Raw genomic sequence first — 17151 nt, forward strand, 5'->3', positions numbered from 1 at the left:
AGTGGAAACAACCATGGGATCCATGATTTTCATGATCGTCATCATCGCCCTGATGATCGCCATGATGTGGGGAAGCTCCCGCAAGAGCAAGCAGCAGCAGGCCGCCGTCCAGGACTTCCGTCAGTCCCTGCAGCCCGGTGACGAGGTAGCCACCACCACCGGTCTTCTGGGCAAGGTCGTCTCAGTCGACCTGGAAAAGGAGCAGGTAGTCATCGACTCCGAAGGTTCGCAGTCCCGCTGGCGCATCCAGGCCATCACCAGGCCACCAATCGTCCCCGCTTACGTTCACGACGACGAGGTTGACGAAAACGGCAACCCCCTGCCTGAGCAGGTTGAAGGCCACTCCGAGGATGCGGATGCCCCAGTCGAGGTCACCGCCGCTGAAGACGATGACAATGCAGATGATGAAGAAACCTTAGCCGACGATACTGCCACACAGAACTTTGCTGCCTCAGAGGGTACGGATAAGGCCGAAGCCAAGCCGGGTACCGAGCCGGAGCCGAAGAACGAATCAGACACGGCAGAGACTGCGGAAAAGTCCGACGACGCTGATGAACCGGATGCGTCCAAGGATCCTGACGCCTCTAAGGACTCCAAGGCTTCCAAGGCTTCAGATTCGACTTCCGGCAAGTCCTGAACATCATACGCGCGCCACACCTTCAGTCAGGCTGACTCTGAACGGAAACCCGGTGCGCGTATGATGGCCCCGGCAACCACTCCCAAGGAGCAAGACAGAAAGAAGATCATGGCTCAATCGGACGATATCAAGGTTGGAAAACTTAAGCAGGTGGGCGATGACGACGCCGCTTATCTGATCTCATTGATCCGTACCATTCCGGACTTTCCCAAGAAAGGGATCCTTTTCAGGGACTTCATCCCTGCCATGTCGGACCCCAGAGGATTGGCCATCGTCCTCGACGCCATGAAGCGCACCCTGCCTGTCAAGCCAGAGGACTTCGACCTGGTAGCCGGGCTTGAGGCCCGCGGCTTTCTGATCGGCCCTCAGCTGGCCTGCGACCTTGGCAAGGGCTTCCTGCCTATGCGCAAGGCCGGCAAGCTGCCCGAACCCACATATAGCCAGGAATACTCACTTGAATACGGCAACGCCCGCATCGAAATCGAGCAGGGCTGCCTCCAACCAGGCCAGCGAGTCCTGATAGTGGACGACCTGATCGCCACAGGCGGTTCCGCCCAGGCAGCTGCACGTCTGGTGGAGCAGGCTGGAGGCCAGGTGGCCGGTTTCAGCTTCGTTATGGAACTCAATGGTCTGAACGGCCGCAAGGCCCTGGGTGCCTACCCGGTCACCTGCCTGATGAACATGCCCGCCTGAGCACGATTGGGGGACCATCACCATGGATTTGTATGAATATCAGGCCAGGCAGCTGCTCGCTGAGCATGGCATCTCCCAGCCAAGGGCTGTCTATGCCTCAACGGCAGAAGAGGCCGGCCAGGCAGCCGACGTCATCGGCTACCCCTGCATGATCAAAGGCCAAGCCACCATCGGGCACAGGGGACAGGCAGGCGCCGTCAAGCGAGCAGAGAACCACGGGCAGGCTGTGTCTCTGGCCGAGGCCATCCTGCCCATGAACATTGACGGCCATCCGGTCAGCGGAATCCTGGTTACCGAAGCCCGCAATATCCTGCACGAGTATTACCTGTCCATCTCAGTGGACCGCACCTCCCGGGACTACGATGTCCTGGCCACGGCCAGCGGTGGCACCGAGGTGGAGACCATCGCCCGCGAGCACCCCGAATCAGTCCGGCGCCTGCACATCGGCCCTCTGGAGGATTTCGACAGGCAGGCCGCCCGCACCATGGCCGAGCGCATCGGCTTCTACCACGCAGATCTGGAGCAAGCCACACAGATACTTTTAGGCATGTGGCACACCTTCCAGGACAGCGACGCGACCCTGGTCGAGATCAACCCCTTGGCCAAGGTGGGCGACCCGGATGACGAGGCCACCAAGCATCTGGACGCCCTCGATGCCAAGATCTCCCTAGACGGGAACGCAGCCTTCCGACACGACGGTTGGAAACGCTTCACGGACCCTGCACAGGTGGATCCCTTGGAAGCCAAGGCCAAGGCCGCAGGCCTGCACTATGTCCATCTTGACGGCCAGGTGGGTGTCATCGGCAACGGTGCAGGACTGGTCATGAGCTCCTTGGATGCGGTCGCCGGGTCAGGACGCCGACAGGGTGTTCCTATTGGACCGGCTAACTTCTTGGACATCGGTGGCGGTGCCTCTCCAGAGGTCATGCGCACCAGCCTGGATGTGATCCTCTCCGACCCCCAGGTTCGTTCGGTCATGGTCAACGTTTATGGAGGTATCACCTCTTGCCAGCAGGTAGCCCAGGGCATCCTGGCAGCCGTGGATGCTGCAGGCAAGCAAGACCAATACGGCGACCAGCCCATTGTGGTCCGCTTCGACGGCAATGAGGCTGCAGAGGGACTGGACCTGCTGGCCAAGGCCCAGCAACCTCGGCTCAAGGTGGCCCGCACCATGGAGGAGGCGGCAGACCAGGCCGTGGCCCTGGCCGCTCAGGCAGGAAAGGAGACGGGACGATGACCCTCTTCATCGAGGACGGCGCCCCCGTTATGGTCCAGGGCATGACCGGTCACCAGGGCATGGTTCACACGGCCCGCATGATGGCGGCCGGCACCAATATCTTGGCCGGAGTCAATGCCCGTAAGGCCGGAATGACGGTGGATTTCGACGGTCCGAATGGTCAGGCCCGTCATGTGCCCGTATACGCCGATTGTGCAACAGCGTGCAAGGCGACCGGAGCACGTACCTCGGTGGTATTCGTCCCGCCCAGATTCGCCAAGGATGCCATGGTCGAGGCCATCGAGGCCGGCATCACCCTAATCGTGGTAATCACCGAGGGCATTCCTGTGGCCGATACCGCATACTGCGTGGCCCTGGCCAGGGAACGCGGCTGCCGCATCGTCGGTCCCAACTGCCCAGGACTGATGACCATGTCTGGCCGGCCCAACGGCGTCGGCGTAGACCTGGGCATCATCCCGCAGGGCATCGCCGGTCGAGGCCCGCTTGGCCTGGTCTCCAAGTCCGGTACCCTGACCTATCAGCTCATGGGGGAGTTGTCCTCTATAGGCTTCACCGCCTGCCTGGGCATTGGCGGCGACCCCATCGTGGGAACCACCATGCTAGAGGCTCTGCAAGCCTTCAACAAAGATCCTGAGACCAAGGCCTGTGTCATGATCGGCGAAATCGGCGGCTCGGCCGAACAGGAGGCAGCCCATTGGGCCTCCACCCACATGACCAAGCCCATCGTGGCTTACATCGCCGGCTTTACCGCCCCGGAGGGCAGGCAGATGGGCCACGCCGGAGCCATCATCTCGGGCGGCAAGGGCACAGCCGCTGACAAGAAGAAAGTGCTAGAGTCCGTCGGCATCAAGGTGGGCACCACACCCGGCGAGACTGCCCAGCTTGCCCGCGATCTGCTACGGGAGCATGCCATCATATGACCGACAGGGTAAAAGTATGGCTCCGGGGGGCCCTAGAAGCCTTCCTAGCCATACTTATCTACACCGTCGCCCTCGGTGCATGCATGGCCCTGCTCCTGCTCATCATTTCCATCGAGGAGGGCGGGCCATCCCTGTCAATGGCCACCGTGGCCCTGACAGAAACGATCACTCTGCTCACCCAGGGCTGCGGGTTCACAGCCGGAGCCCTGACCCTAACCATCATCCCCCTGCTGCTGACTGGCCTGCTGATATGGATAATCCGTACTCTGGTCGGCCGCATGGGCATGTCTGTAGGTGGCTGCATTGCCGGCTTGGTAGTCTGGTTGCTGTGCAGCCTCATCCTCATGCAGGGTAGCCAGACCATTCAGGTCGACACCACCACGGTTATTCTTCTGCGCACCAGCCTAGTCTTTCTGCTGGGTTACGGCTGGGCCTGGGTTCGCTCTGAACCTTTCCGTCAGGCTTTTGCCAAACTCATCAAAGAAACCCTGCCAGTCCAGGTCCGCATGACCATCAGGCTTGGACTTACGGCCGGCGCGATACTCTTGGCAGTCATGCTGGTTGCCGGTATGATCACCGTGGTTGTCTGGATCGCCCTCTATCACGGAGATGTGGGCCGCCTGTTTAAACTGACGCGTATGGGCACTGCCTCGGCTGTGATGACCAGTCTGGCATCCCTGGTCTGGCTGCCCAACCTGATCATCTGGGCTGTCTCCTGGCTCTTCGGAAACGGTTTCAACATCGGCAGGCTGGCCACCTTCACCCTTTGGTCGGGCCACGCCTCCAGTCTGCCCTCGCTGCCCCTCTTTGGACTTTTCCCAGAGCCCGTTTCCCGGCAGGAGGTTCGTCTGATCCTGCTCAGCCTGCCTCTGCTGGCGGGAGTTGTTGCCGGCATTCTATTGCTGACCGGTCCCTGGGGAGTCAGAATTCATGCCGCCGTGCGTCAAGCAGGGTTAAAATCCCGAGATACCGCAGTCTGCTTCCTTATCGCAACCCTGGCAATGGCCCTGACCTGGCTGGTCAACCTGCTCGGTCTTGCCCTGCTTTTCCAACTCTCCAACGGGGCTCTGGGCCGCCAGCGACTGGCCGGGGTGGGCGTGCCCATTGCCTCCTCGCTACGCATGATCGGAACCTCCCTGGGGGTTGGCCTGCTGGGAGTATGGCTGCTGCCCCTCATCCTCGCCGCCCTAGTCATCATCAAGGACGCCCTGCTCGACTATCTGCGCCAGGCAGACCACAGAAAAACTTCCGCCAAGGCGGGAAACAAGGAAAAACAAAACCAATCACGCGGTCAGGAGGGAAAGGAGCCCAAAGCAACCGACCGAGCAGACACACCACGACAGATCTCGTCCACCCGCAGACCAGGCAAATAGATCCGAGGGTGGCAGGGCGCCTCGGCATTCAAGCATAGGAGTAGGAGTTTCCATGGTCACCACGAATCGAACCATCAACCGAGCACTGGTCTCGGTCTACCACAAGCAGGGACTTGAGGCCCTGGCATCGGCCTTCCGCCAGGCAGGCACCGAGGTCATCTCCACCGGCAGCACCGCAAAGAAGCTGCAGGATCTGGGTGTCCATGTCACCCCGGTGGAAAAGGTCACCGGCTTTCCTGAAAGCTTTGACGGCCGGGTCAAAACCCTGGATCCGCACATCCACGCCGGTCTGCTGGCCGACATGACCAACCCCGACCATGTCCAGCAGCTCAAAGACTTGGGCATCGCCCCCTTCGACCTGGTAGTGGTCAACCTCTACCCCTTCGAGCAGACCGTCCTTGATGGTGCAAATGCTGACCAGTGCTTGGAGCGCATCGACATCGGAGGCCCTGCCATGATCCGGGCCGCAGCCAAGAACCATGCCAGCGTAGCTGTGATCACCGACGCGGACGACTATGCTCTAGCCGCCGAGCGCATTGCTTCAGGCACCGGTTTCAGCCTGGCTGAACGCGCACGCTTGGCTGCAAAAGCCTTCGCCCTGACCGCCTCCTATGATGCGGCCATCGCCGAGTGGACAGCACACACATGGGTTGACGACAAGCAGGACAAGGTAGAGGATCAGAAACCAGCCCAGACGTTGACTCGCACCTGGCGTCTAGCCAGCCAGCTGCGCTACGGGGAGAACCCTCACCAGAAGGCCGCCCTCTACCTGGACCCGTTGGACCGGGACGGCTTCGCTGCGGCAGAGCACCTGGGCGGGGCCAAGGAAATGAGCTACAACAATTATGTAGATGCGGATTCCGCCTGGCGTTCGGTCTGGGACTTCCCTGACCTGCCCGCAGTGGCCGTAGTCAAGCACTCCAACCCCTGCGGTCTTGCCGTGGGTGAGGACATCGCCCAGGCCCACCGCCGCGCCCACGCCTGCGACCCCATGAGCGCCTATGGCGGGGTCATCGCCGCCAACCGCACAGTCACCCTGGCCATGGCCCAGCAAATCAAGCCGGTCTTCACCGAAGTGATTGTGGCACCAGGCTATGAGCCCGAGGCCCTTGACCTGCTGCGGACTAAGAAGAACCTGCGCATCCTGTCTGTACAACGCCGCCCGCGTCAGCGCCCGGTCATCCGTCCCATCGACGGGGGAGCACTAGTCCAGACGCCCGACCTGATTGACGCCCCTGGCGACAATCCCTCCACCTGGCGTCTGGTCTCTGGCAACCCCGCCGACCAGGCGACCATGGATGATTTGACCTTCGCATGGCGCGCCATCCGCTCCGTAAAGTCCAACGCCGTGCTCCTGGCCAACCAAGGAGCGACTGTGGGCATCGGCATGGGCCAAGTCAACAGGGTGGACTCCAGCCACCTAGCAGTCGAGCGGGCCAATACTCTGGATGAAGGCCGTAACCGGGCCAAGGGCTCGGTGGCCGCTTCCGATGCCTTCTTCCCCTTCGCAGATGGTCTGGAGTACCTGATCCAGGCCGGCATCAGGGCCGTGGTACAGCCGGGAGGGTCCATCCGTGATCCCGAGGTGATCAAGGCCGCCCAGGATGCCGATCTGACCATGTATCTGACCGGAACCCGCCACTTCTTCCACTGATAAAACCGGACCCCGCCACTTCTTCCACTGATAAAACCGGACCCCGCGGTCAAATGTCGCCCTACGACAAAATCCTTGACCGCGGGGTCCAATACGGTGCTATGCTGAGTGAACTGAGCAGCGATGATGCTGACTAGGTACCCATAATTCAAAGGAGATATTGTGACCTATCAGACAGTCAATCCTTTTAACAATCAACTGGTCAAGACCTATCCAGATGCCACCGACGAGGACCTGGAGAATGCCCTGGTCCGCGGTCATGACCTCTACAAGACCTGGCGCAAGCAAGAAGGGCCCGGAGACCGTCCCGCACAACTGCGTCAGGTCGCCAAACTCTTCCGCCAGAACGAGGACACCCTGGCTGCCAACCTGACCCTGGACATGGGCAAGCTGGTGGGCGAGGCCCGCGCCGAGGTGGAGTTGTGCGCAGACATCGCCGACTACTTCGCCGACCACGCCGAGGAGCTGCTGGCTCCCGTCCCCTTGGACAACCCCGCTGGCAAGGCCTACTACGTCAAGCAGGCCACCGGCATCGTGTTCATGGTCGAGCCTTGGAACTTCCCCTACTACCAGATCATGCGCGTGTTCGCCCCCAACTTCATTCTGGGCAACCCCATGATCCTCAAGCACGCCTCCAACGTGCCAGGCTCGGCTGTGGCCTTCCAGGAGACAGTGACTGAGGCAGGAGCCCCCGAGGGGAGCCTGACCAACCTCTTTGTCAACTATGACCAGGTTGACCGTGCCATTGCCGATCCCCGTGTCTCAGGCGTAGCCCTGACCGGATCGGAGCGCGGCGGTGCTTCCGTGGCCAAGTCGGCCGGAGCCAACCTGAAGAAGTCCTCCATGGAACTGGGCGGCAACGACGTCTTCATCGTCCTGGATGACGCTGACTGGGATCTGCTCAAGAAGGTGGCCCCAAGTGCCAGGCTGATGAACGCCGGCCAGGTCTGCACCTCCTCCAAGCGCTTCATCGTTACGGAGAACCGCTACGACGACTTCGTCTCGCTCATCGTCGATGCCTTCTCGCACGCGGTTCTGGGCGATCCCAGCAACCCCGACACCACACTGGCCCCCATGTGCATGGTCTCCGCCCGCGACAACCTGGCCAAGCAGGTCAAAAGCGCTGTGGCAGGTGGAGCCAAGGTCGCCTACGGCAACAAACCCTACGATTCGCCGGGGGCCTTCTTCACCCCGACGGTTCTGACGGACATCGACCACAACAACCCTGTATACAACCAGGAGATGTTCGGCCCTGTGGCCTCCATTTACAAGGTGGCCAACGAGGATGAGGCCATTGAACTGGCCAACGACTCCAGCTACGGCCTGGGCGGTGTGGTCTTCTCCTCGGATACTGACCATGCGGATGCTCTGGCACGTCGCATCGAGACCGGCATGACCTTCATCAACGGCGGATGGGTGACCATGCCTGAGCTGCCCTTCGGCGGCATCAAGAACTCTGGCTACGGCCGCGAGCTCTACAGCCTGGGCTTCGACACCTTCGCCAACGAGCATCTGATTTTCCAGCACAAGAACTGATTCGACTGCTCCGGCTTCTTGTTGAAACAGCGACCGTGTCGTCATCGTCCAAGAGCGATGGCGGCACGGTCGCTTTGCGTCAGCGGCGCTGGTAGGCTCGAACCGGCAGATCAAGTGCAGCAACAAATGGAGGTCGTCGGGAATGCGCAAACTGGGGAGCATGGCAGACGCAGATAAGGCCGAGAACCCGGATCTCAAGCCCCCGCAGCCGTCCAAGTCATCTGGTCGAGGCCATCCCTTCGTCTCGGAGGCTCAGGAGGGTCGTCCTATCTGTGAGGGCATCATCTTTCTGGTGGTGCTGATTGCCGCGCTCGTAGCCTTCCTCGGATACACCTGGGCCGCAACTGGACTAGTGTCCGTCGCGGCCCTGGTTTGTGGCGCTCTGCGTCTGACTCTCAAGGATCGCAGCCCTTGGAAGGTTCGATCAGTACCCTTCGATGCCTTCATCAGCATCGCTCTGGGCATCGGCCTTCTGGTCACCTACTTCAGCATTCAGCTGTTGCTGTGACCCTTTTAAGGCTTTTCGGTCCTCGGTGGTTCAGTTTTCAGTGGGCTTGTTTTGGATGCCTCGTCACCGTCTTCTGTTTTGGATGCAGTGCGAAGGGGCTCTACCTGAAGATCGGGAATAGTTCCTGCATCGGCAGGGGCAACATCATCCTGGCCACCCTCAGCATTCTTGCCTGAATTGGCGTCTTGGCCAGCATCGACATCAGAAAGAGCCGATACATCAACAGTCTGAGCCGTGGTGTCTGCAGGAGCGTTTTGAACCGGTGCAGGAGATGCCTGGGTCGATTGATCCTGAGCCTGGACACCTGCGGCAACAAAGGCATCAACCTGTGCTTCAGCGCCCGCCTGAGTCTGGACACCGGTCGCAGCAAAGGCTTCAGATTGTGTTTGTGCTTGAGCATCTGCACTTGCCTGTGCAACTGGCTGGGCATCAGTAGCGGTGCCCATGGCGCGCATGGCCATATTGTCGGTGACGATGTTGGTCATGATGATGACCAACGCCACCAGAGAGGCAGCCAGCAGGGGGCAGATCCAGAAGAGCCAGAGCTGCGAGATCGGGCTGACGGCCATGTGCTTGGACTGGGCGAAGATGGCGATGCCGGTAGACCGAGCCGGGTTCAGCCCCGAACAGGTGATGGGGTAGGTGACCAGCACGCCGACGCCGTAGGCCAGCCCGGTATAGAGGGCATGGTTGCGACGTGCGCGGCCGTCGGAGCGCAAGGTGGTGATGGCCGCAGCCACCACGATTATGCATCCGATCAGCTCAGCCACGATGGCCATGGGCGCCCCGAAGGCGATGTGTTGCTGGCCCAGGGTGGCTGCAGCAGGCGAACCACCGGAAAAACCGTTGACAGAGAACATGAGCCAGGTCCTGTCCGGCACGGACTTGCTGACCGGAATAAGGGCGACGGCGATCGCACCGGCGCCAATAGCACCGATCACCTGGGCGACGATGTAGATCAGTCCGTCCACCATGCTGATCTGTGAGGTGAACATGGCGGCCACGGTCACGGCGGGATTGAAGTGTCCACCGGAGACGCCGCCCAGCATGGCCGTCACGGCCAGGTAGGTCAGAGCGGTTCCCAGGACCGGCAGCAACACGCTTGGCTGGCCCATGACCAGCTGGCCGAAGCTGTAGGACAGGTAGATGACCGCGCAGATCAAGAAGGTGCCCACCAGCTCTGCGGCCGCACGAATCCAACGAACATCACGAGGTCTGATCCGCCTGCGGACGGGCTTTGCGGCAACCTGCCCGTCGGCCTGTTCGAGAACCGGTTCAGCACTTGCTTCCATAGTCATGTTCCCCACCTTGCAATCCCTTCGACAACAATGAACAACAACAGTTTCTAGCTTAGGGCAAGCCAACAACACTTCCCTAGGCTCCGATATAGTATGATATGACCTTTCGGCGGCTACGGTCGCTCAGAACGGTATCCGTTACATATCCATCAGGCCACGTTGGGAGAACGATGCCACATCCATACACACAGGCGATCAGAGCGCACGAACAGCGGGAGGAGGGCATCCGCCTCCAGAAGGTGCTGGCCCAGGCCGGATTCGGCTCTCGTCGCAAATGCGAACAGATCATCACCCAGGGCAGGGTCGAGGTCGACGGCGAGCTGGTCACCACCTTGGGCAGCCGGGTTGACCCCTCCCACCAGCAGATCCGCGTGGATGGATCCCGCATCCATCTGAACGACAAGCACGTCACCCTGGCCCTGAACAAGCCTCGCAAGGTCCTTTCGACCATGGACGACCCCAAGGGCCGGTTCACCTTGCGCGACATCATCGGGGACCGCTACGAGCGGGTCTTCCACATGGGCAGGCTGGACTATGACTCCGAGGGCCTGATCCTCATGACCGACGACGGGGAGCTGGCTCAGCACGTCATGCACCCGCGTTACGAGGTGGAGAAGACCTATATCGCTACACTCAGCGGCCATATTGGCGGCAATGTCTGCCGACGGCTGGTCACCCAGGGTGTAGAGCTGGACGACGGCCTGATTCGTTTGGACCATTGCGCCATCATCGACCACAACCGAGAGCACACCATCGTCAAGGTGGTCCTGCACTCGGGTAAGAACCGGATAGTTCGGCGCATCTTCGGCGCCATCGGCTACCCGGTGACCCGGCTGGTGCGCACCCAGATCGGCCCCATCCGGCTGGGCGAGATCCGCCCGGGCTCCTACCGAGTGCTCTCCGCTACCGAGATCAAGGCCCTGGATAAGGAGGTCGGACTGTGATCACCGTCGCCATCGATGGCCCGGCAGGCGTAGGCAAGTCCTCCACCTCGCGGGCTCTGGCCAAGCATTTCGGTCTAGCCTACCTGGACACGGGCGCCATGTACCGGGCCGTCACCCTATGGTGCATGGACCGCGGACTGGACCTGGACGTGGACCAGCCTGACCAGGAGGCGATCACCGAGGCCGTGGCGGATTCCATCACTGGCGGTCACCTGGTCATGGGGCTCGACCCCGAACATCCCAGAGTCAGCCTGGACGACCGTGACGTGGATGAAGAGATACGCTCAACCGAGGTATCCGAACACGTCTCCATGATCTCTTCGATTCCAGCTGTGCGACATGTCCTCATCGCCGCTCAGCGGGCCATTATGGCCGACCAGGAGCGGGGTGTGGTGGCCGAAGGGCGAGACATCACCACAGTGGTGGCCCCGGACGCCCAGGTCCGTGTGCTGCTGACAGCCCGTGAAGAGGTCCGCCAGGCCCGTCGCAGCGGCCAGGCTCAGGCCGGGTCAGCCGGCGCCGAGGATCTGGCTGCCCGAGATGCCCGAGATTCCAAGGTCACCTCCTTCATGAGCGCCGCCGACGGGGTTACTACTGTAGACAACTCCGATCTGACCTTCGAACAAACCCTGCAGGTCCTGATTGATTTGGTCTCCTCGGCCATGGAGGAGGACTCCTATGACGAGTACGCTCGCAATCTTGATGACTACGAACTGGATGAAGAAGACCGTGCCCTGCTGGAGGGCGGCTCTGAAAACCAGAATGACCAGGACCAAGGCCCTAAGGCCGTAGGCGTTCTGGCCGTGGTGGGAAGGCCCAACGTGGGCAAGTCCACCCTGGTCAACAGGATTCTCGGACGCCGTGCCGCTGTGGTCGAGGACACCCCTGGCGTTACCAGGGACCGGGTCAGCTACGAGGCCGAGTGGGCAGGCACCCAATTCAAGCTGGTAGATACTGGCGGCTGGGAGAGCGATGTGGAGGGCATCGAATCCGCCATCGCATCCCAAGCGCAGGTAGCCGTATCACTGGCTGATGCCGTCATTCTGGTCGTGGATGGCCAGGTGGGGCTGACCGCCAGCGACGAACGGATCGTCACCATGCTGCGAGCCGCGGGCAAGCCGGTCGTCCTGGCCGTCAACAAGCTGGATGACCGGATGGCCGACTACACCGCCTCCGAATTCTGGAAGCTTGGCCTGGGCGAACCCTACGCCATCTCCGCCATGCACGGCCGGGGGATAGGCGACCTGCTGGACGCCGCGCTGGAACAGCTCAGCAAGGCCGACAAGACTTCGGGATTCCTCACCCCGGAGGGCCTGCGCCGGGTGGCCCTGGTCGGCCGGCCCAACGTGGGCAAGTCCTCCCTGCTCAACCAGCTGGCCCACGAGGAGCGAGCCGTGGTCCACGATGTGGCGGGCACCACCCGTGACCCGGTCGACGAGGTGGTACAGGTGGACGGCGAGGACTGGCTTTTCATCGACACCGCCGGCATCAAGCGCCGCCTGCACAAGATTTCGGGTGCCGAGTACTACTCCAGCCTGCGCACGCAGGCGGCCATCGAACGTTCTGAACTGGCGCTCATCCTCTTCGACGCCTCCCAGCCCATAGCCGACCAGGACTTGAAGGTCATGAGCCAGGCCGTGGATGCTGGTCGGGCCATCGTCCTGGTCTTCAACAAGTGGGATCTGCTGGATGACTTCGGCCGGCAACGTCTTGAGCGGCTCTGGCAGACCGAGTTCGACCGGGTCACCTGGGCCGAGCGGGTCAACCTGTCTGCGAAGACCGGCTGGCACACCAACCGGCTGGCCAGGGCCATGCGGACCGCTCTGGAATCGTGGGACAAGCGCATACCGACCGGCAAGCTCAACTCCTTCCTAGGCAAGGTTCAGGCTGCACACCCGCATCCGCTACGGGGCGGCAAGCAGCCAAGGATTCTCTTCGCCACCCAGGCCTCCACCAGGCCACCGCGTTTCGTGATCTTCGCCACCGGCTTTCTGGAGCACGGCTACCGCCGCTATCTGGAACGCTGCCTGCGCGAGGAGTTCGGCTTCGAAGGCACCCCCATCCAGATCTCCGTGCATATCCGCGAGAAAAAGAAGCGCAAATAAGGATGGTAGAAGGTCCCTAGCCCGACTCTTAAGTCAGCCTAGGGGCCTTTCCATACCCCTGCTGATTGGGCGCAGCACATCGATCATCTCACTCCAATAGCCTCGCAATGCAAACTTGGCTGACAGTATTTGTGTCTGTCCCCAGTTCGGGTTTTATTGATTAACCTTTGGGTTACTTAAACAAAAACTCTTGACTATTACTACCGATATTAATTCGGAGTCTCCACATTAAGTAAGGAGTAAATATGATATTTAAGAAAATAGCATATTTAACTCAGGCAAATGCAGACCAGATCGCTAGAAAATGGCACTATAGTGGCCAATACCGCTTTTATGATATGGAAAATGATTTAGAGGATCTTGAAGAGATAATCACTCCGAAGTTGCGTGGAGATAAGTATTACCAGGTTGTGGATGATCAAGATGAACTGGTTGGTTATTTTTGCTTGGGAGGGCTATCAGAGGAAAAAGTAGAAGTTGGTTTAGGATTGAGAACGGATTTGACTGGACACGGGTTGGGATTAAATTTCGTCAAAGGAATCGAAGAATTCATACAGAATAATTTTAATTATAGAATTATTGTTCTTTCAGTAGCCAGGTTCAATAAACGTGCAATTAAAGTTTATCAGGGCGCAGGATTTAAAACAATGGGTTCTAAAATGCAAAAATCGAACGATGGCGTATATGAATTCCTTAATCTAAGCAAGACTATGAATCGGTAATAGGACGTACGAACTTCCCTGAGATCTAAACTGACTAAATAGCGCAACGAATTTTATAGCGTGCACGCAGAAGATCACCGGGTGTGTAGCCGGTCATTATTGGGTTAATCAGATAATAAAGGTAATATGGAAGCTCTTACATCCCCAACAATCCCCGATAGAAATGCACTGCTTTCATCCTCATTTCGAGTGCATTCAACCTTGTTGCCATGAAATACAGGGTTTGTGCGGTGTCTGTTATTACAGTTTCTAGGGTGAGAGCAGATACCTGTCCAGACTGTTGCAACTTGGTTCGTGAAATGATGCTGATGATGAAGGACCGTATTGTCGGGTGCTTGATTTGATCTAAATCAGCTTTGAATCCTTCAACGAACTCAGGAAGTTCTTACTTGTATCCCGATCTGTCATTTACAGTCTCTTTTAGCTCACGCATTGCATACAGGAACTAATGGTGGTAGACAGGTCCTCCCTGTCCGGCATACTTTCTGCCCGCGTATGACCCATAGGCAAACATGAGTACAAGGACGATTGCCAGAGCGGTTCCACAGGTCCAGTAGAGCCTGACTCCGCCATAAGCCAGGGCGGCCAGGATCATGACCACGCCCAGAATCATGGAGAGCACCCCGCCAAATTGCTGACAACGGCGCCAAGCCTCGCGGCTGGAGTAGGCACCTGGCACTCGAAAACCGCTGATGCCGTTGGGTCTGATTTTAGGAGCAAGATTGCCGATGACTATGAGAATCAGACCGGTCAATAGCATGGCGACTTTATCGATGCCGAAATCCGTCGGCCACCAGTCCCAATGAGGATCGGCAGCGGCTATGGAGAACGTATCTATAACAGCGAAAACAATCTGCATGCCTAGCCCACCCAGCAGAAAAACGGTTAAGGTATGTCCCGCTTCATCACCACGTTTAATCAAATATGCGCGCAGGACGAGCATGAGGATGGTCCAAATCAGCGCAATGACCAGACAGAAGCAGGGCATCCAAACCAGCTCCTGGGGAGAGCCCCAGCGATCCACCTGGTTCTGTGCATTCCAATGAAGCGGGACCTTTTCGTTTGGCAGACGATTGACAACTAAGCAGCTTACGCCCAGCATGATCATCCCCGGCAACCACTGAGCCACGACCAGGGTCGGGACGAACCGACCCGCTTTGCCGCCATCAGCCATGAGAATCTCCTTAGGACTCTGAAACCGCCGCCGAATCAGTTTCCGTGCTTGCAGTCTGCGGTACAGGCAGACTTCTCTTGTCGCTGGCGCTTGTCCGCAGGCGGTAGAGCCACTGAATGGTGCTGTCCAGCACGCTCAGATTGAGTTCGTAGATGACCCTGGTGCCCTGCTTGTGGCCGACAATCAGGTCTGCTTCTTTCAACTTCCGCAGATGATAGGACAGCTTGGATGGCGTCATTCCCAGTTTTTCGGCCAGGCGTCCCGCCTCCATGCCGCCCTGCTCCAAAAGATCCAGCACACGACGGCGCAGGGGATCAGCCAAGGCCGCTGTTGTTTCCTGAATAGCCATAAGACTCCTTTTTCGATGATTTTCTCTAGTATTTTCATGCTAACATTGTTTCAACCAATATTGTATATCTTCTTCAACTTATATGTGCTTTTCAATCACTGAGCGCAAAATTTTTGACAATCGCTGAGGTTGATGTCTTTCGCGGCAACATTAAACTGTTGAACATACCTACTTTTCTAAAGACAAGGCTGATTGGGAAGAACATTGGCCCCAAGCCGCTGGGCCAGACCCAATCTGAGGTCATGCTACTATGAATAACTTCGGCGGATAGGAGAATTTGCGGCATGGGCGAAAATGGAATAAAAGTCAACATTGGCAAGGCCGCCATCTTCGATCTCGACGGTACACTTCTGGATTCCATGGGAGTCTGGAAGGAAATCGACCGCCGATTCTTTGCTCGCCGCAACATCCCCATGCCGGACGATTACGCATCTGTAGTAGCCTCCATGCAGACCGGTGCCATTGCCAGATACACCATCAACCGCTTCCACCTTGACGAGCGCCCAGAAGATCTTGTGGAGGAGTGGAACGAGGACGCACTCCTGCTCTACGCCACAGCTGTACAACCCAAGCCACACGCACTCGATTACCTGCAAGCGCTAAAAGCCAGCGGAGCCGCCCTGGCTGTGGCCACCAGCCTCCCGCCGCGCCTGCGACAGGCGGCTTTGAAGCACGCTGGAATGACCGATTCTTTCGACCAGGTCTGCAGCGTGGATGACGCCGAAAGCATCGGCAAGGAGGAGCCGGAAATCTACCTGTTGGCTTCGCGGATGCTGGGCGTACCACCTGACCACTGCACGGTATTCGAGGATCTTCTCGTCGCCGTCGATTCGGCCAAGCGCACTGGGATGAAGGTCTGGGCCATGTACGACCAGTCTTCGGCCAAGGATTGGGATTCCATCCGCTCTGAGGCCGATGGCGCTATCACAGACTTCGCCCAGGCGCCTGCCGTCCTCTGACTCGCTCCGCACCGACTGGAGCCAGCTGTTACCATGAAAAGCGTCAAGTAATTTGGTGGAGGCATTATGGGCAATTCAGGCAGAATAAATGCCGGTTGCTCAAGGTGGCTGTACTCACGTTTGCTCGCTAGTCTGGGATTGCAGAATTGGTGGCCAGCAGAGACTGACTTCGAAATGATGATCGGAGCGGTGCTGGTCCAACATACAGCCTGGGGGAACGCAGCCATGTCTATCGAGCAGCTGCGCAAGGCCAACCTGCTCAACCCCTGCAACATGGCCGACGTCGACCTGGCAAGACTGACGAGCTTAATCAGATCAAGCGGCTTTATGAAGGCCAAGGCACGCACCTGCAAAGCCCTGGCTCAGTGGCTGCTGGCTCACGGCATCCGCACGGCTGATGTTGAGGACTGCACGGATGAAGGCCTGCGTGACGACCTGCTCACCATTGCCGGGGTTGGCCGCGAGACGGCGGATGTCATACGGCTTTATGCCTTCGGCCAGCGTTGCTTTATCTGGGACGCCTATGCACGCCGGATGTTGGACGGTCTGGGGTGGGCCTCCTTGCGGTCATACCAGGAGGGCGAAGAGTACGAGGCGGATTTTATCCGGGTTGATCAATGGCCGCTCAACGACTTGCGCGAATATCACGGGTTGATTGTCCAAGCAGGCAAAAACCATCGCAACCCCCAGGCCTACGCTGCCTTCCTTACGGAACTTGGCAGCCCACAAAGCTCCTCCAAATGAGTTGAATCGTTGAGGTTCGGCCTATGACGTGCATGCAAGGATGCATACGATTTATCACAAGACGTATGACGATACCTCAATACGCCACCTCTACATAGCAACCCTTATACGGCACCCCAATACAGCACCTATATATAGCTGCATCTTATGACCGTATTCCCGTGCGACAATCTTGTCCGCACCTCTGTGAATCGCGCACAATAAGGATTTGACTTGACTTCGAGCGGATTGAACTCCGTAGACTATGTTTCATCCGCATACTTGGCAGGCGAATACGCCAGGTAGTGAAGAATGGGGA

At 58.8% G+C, this 17151-nt stretch carries 16 protein-coding genes; 13 read left to right on the plus strand and 3 right to left on the minus strand.

The features are described 5' to 3' along the window. Window positions 1-13 precede the first annotated feature (13 nt). The 8 genes from H3T93_RS02390 to H3T93_RS02425 all read left to right on the plus strand — a co-directional run bounded on the left by H3T93_RS02390 (window position 14) and on the right by H3T93_RS02425 (window position 8558). A complete protein-coding gene (locus tag H3T93_RS02390) occupies window positions 14-637 on the plus strand; it encodes a preprotein translocase subunit YajC (RefSeq protein ID WP_144177090.1) in 624 nt (207 codons plus the stop codon). Between the two features lie 108 nt (window positions 638-745). Next, on the plus strand, window positions 746-1330 hold the full coding sequence (locus tag H3T93_RS02395) for an adenine phosphoribosyltransferase (RefSeq protein WP_144177088.1): 585 nt from the start codon (window positions 746-748) through the stop codon (window positions 1328-1330). Window positions 1331-1352: 22 nt separating this feature from the next. Continuing rightward, complete coding sequence (gene sucC, locus H3T93_RS02400) at window positions 1353-2567, plus strand: ADP-forming succinate--CoA ligase subunit beta (RefSeq protein WP_144177086.1); 1215 nt, start codon at window positions 1353-1355, stop codon at window positions 2565-2567. Continuing rightward, on the plus strand, window positions 2564-3487 hold the full coding sequence (sucD, locus tag H3T93_RS02405) for a succinate--CoA ligase subunit alpha (RefSeq protein ID WP_144177084.1): 924 nt from the start codon (window positions 2564-2566) through the stop codon (window positions 3485-3487). The genes sucC and sucD overlap by 4 nt, the downstream gene beginning before the upstream one ends. After that, on the plus strand, window positions 3484-4860 hold the full coding sequence (locus tag H3T93_RS02410; protein ID WP_144177082.1) for a cell division protein PerM: 1377 nt from the start codon (window positions 3484-3486) through the stop codon (window positions 4858-4860). Before sucD ends, H3T93_RS02410 begins: the two co-directional genes overlap by 4 nt. A 52-nt stretch (window positions 4861-4912) precedes the next feature. Further along, entirely contained in the window at window positions 4913-6514 is a 1602-nt protein-coding gene (gene purH / locus H3T93_RS02415; protein ID WP_144177080.1) for a bifunctional phosphoribosylaminoimidazolecarboxamide formyltransferase/IMP cyclohydrolase, read from the plus strand. Between the two features lie 162 nt (window positions 6515-6676). After that, window positions 6677-8050, plus strand: a complete 1374-nt coding sequence (locus tag H3T93_RS02420) for an NAD-dependent succinate-semialdehyde dehydrogenase (protein WP_144177078.1) — start codon at window positions 6677-6679, stop codon at window positions 8048-8050. 160 nt (window positions 8051-8210) lie between these two features. Then, the gene (locus H3T93_RS02425; protein WP_046323764.1) at window positions 8211-8558 is read left to right on the plus strand and encodes a hypothetical protein; all 348 of its coding nucleotides are present in this window, start codon (window positions 8211-8213) and stop codon (window positions 8556-8558) included. A 5-nt stretch (window positions 8559-8563) separates the two neighbouring features. Here the strand turns inward: H3T93_RS02425 and H3T93_RS02430 are convergent, their stop codons facing one another. Beyond that, a complete protein-coding gene (locus H3T93_RS02430; RefSeq protein ID WP_144177077.1) occupies window positions 8564-9856 on the minus strand; it encodes an MIP/aquaporin family protein in 1293 nt (430 codons plus the stop codon). A gap of 170 nt (window positions 9857-10026) precedes the next feature. On the opposite strand from H3T93_RS02430, the gene H3T93_RS02435 reads away from it, so the two are divergent. The 3 genes from H3T93_RS02435 to H3T93_RS02445 all read left to right on the plus strand — a co-directional run bounded on the left by H3T93_RS02435 (window position 10027) and on the right by H3T93_RS02445 (window position 13627). After that, window positions 10027-10800 carry a pseudouridine synthase gene (locus H3T93_RS02435; protein ID WP_144177075.1) on the plus strand — a complete coding sequence of 258 codons (774 nt, stop codon included), beginning with the start codon at window positions 10027-10029 and terminating at the stop codon, window positions 10798-10800. Beyond that, window positions 10797-12905, plus strand: coding sequence for a bifunctional cytidylate kinase/GTPase Der (gene der / locus H3T93_RS02440; RefSeq protein ID WP_110425225.1), 2109 nt, complete (start codon window positions 10797-10799; stop codon window positions 12903-12905). The genes H3T93_RS02435 and der overlap by 4 nt, the downstream gene beginning before the upstream one ends. Before the next feature lie 245 nt (window positions 12906-13150). Further along, a complete protein-coding gene (locus tag H3T93_RS02445; protein WP_144177073.1) occupies window positions 13151-13627 on the plus strand; it encodes a GNAT family N-acetyltransferase in 477 nt (158 codons plus the stop codon). A 445-nt stretch (window positions 13628-14072) separates the two neighbouring features. Here the strand turns inward: H3T93_RS02445 and H3T93_RS02450 are convergent, their stop codons facing one another. Next, window positions 14073-14801 carry an SdpI family protein gene (locus H3T93_RS02450; protein WP_144177072.1) on the minus strand — a complete coding sequence of 243 codons (729 nt, stop codon included), beginning with the start codon at window positions 14799-14801 and terminating at the stop codon, window positions 14073-14075. Window positions 14802-14811: 10 nt separating this feature from the next. Then, window positions 14812-15150 carry a metalloregulator ArsR/SmtB family transcription factor gene (locus H3T93_RS02455; RefSeq protein ID WP_052733317.1) on the minus strand — a complete coding sequence of 113 codons (339 nt, stop codon included), beginning with the start codon at window positions 15148-15150 and terminating at the stop codon, window positions 14812-14814. Between the two features lie 284 nt (window positions 15151-15434). Here H3T93_RS02455 and H3T93_RS02460 point away from each other — a divergent pair, with 284 nt between their 5' ends. Both H3T93_RS02460 and H3T93_RS02465 read left to right on the plus strand, forming a co-directional pair. Further along, a complete protein-coding gene (locus H3T93_RS02460; protein ID WP_144177071.1) occupies window positions 15435-16109 on the plus strand; it encodes an HAD family hydrolase in 675 nt (224 codons plus the stop codon). 174 nt (window positions 16110-16283) lie between these two features. Continuing rightward, on the plus strand, window positions 16284-16853 hold the full coding sequence (locus H3T93_RS02465; RefSeq protein WP_186363883.1) for a DNA repair protein: 570 nt from the start codon (window positions 16284-16286) through the stop codon (window positions 16851-16853). The last annotated feature ends 298 nt before the right edge of the window (window positions 16854-17151 follow it).

It is taken from the genome of Bifidobacterium sp. M0404, from assembly GCF_016101415.1.
In the GTDB taxonomy this organism is placed as follows: Bacteria; Actinomycetota; Actinomycetes; order Actinomycetales; family Bifidobacteriaceae; genus Bombiscardovia; species Bombiscardovia polysaccharolytica.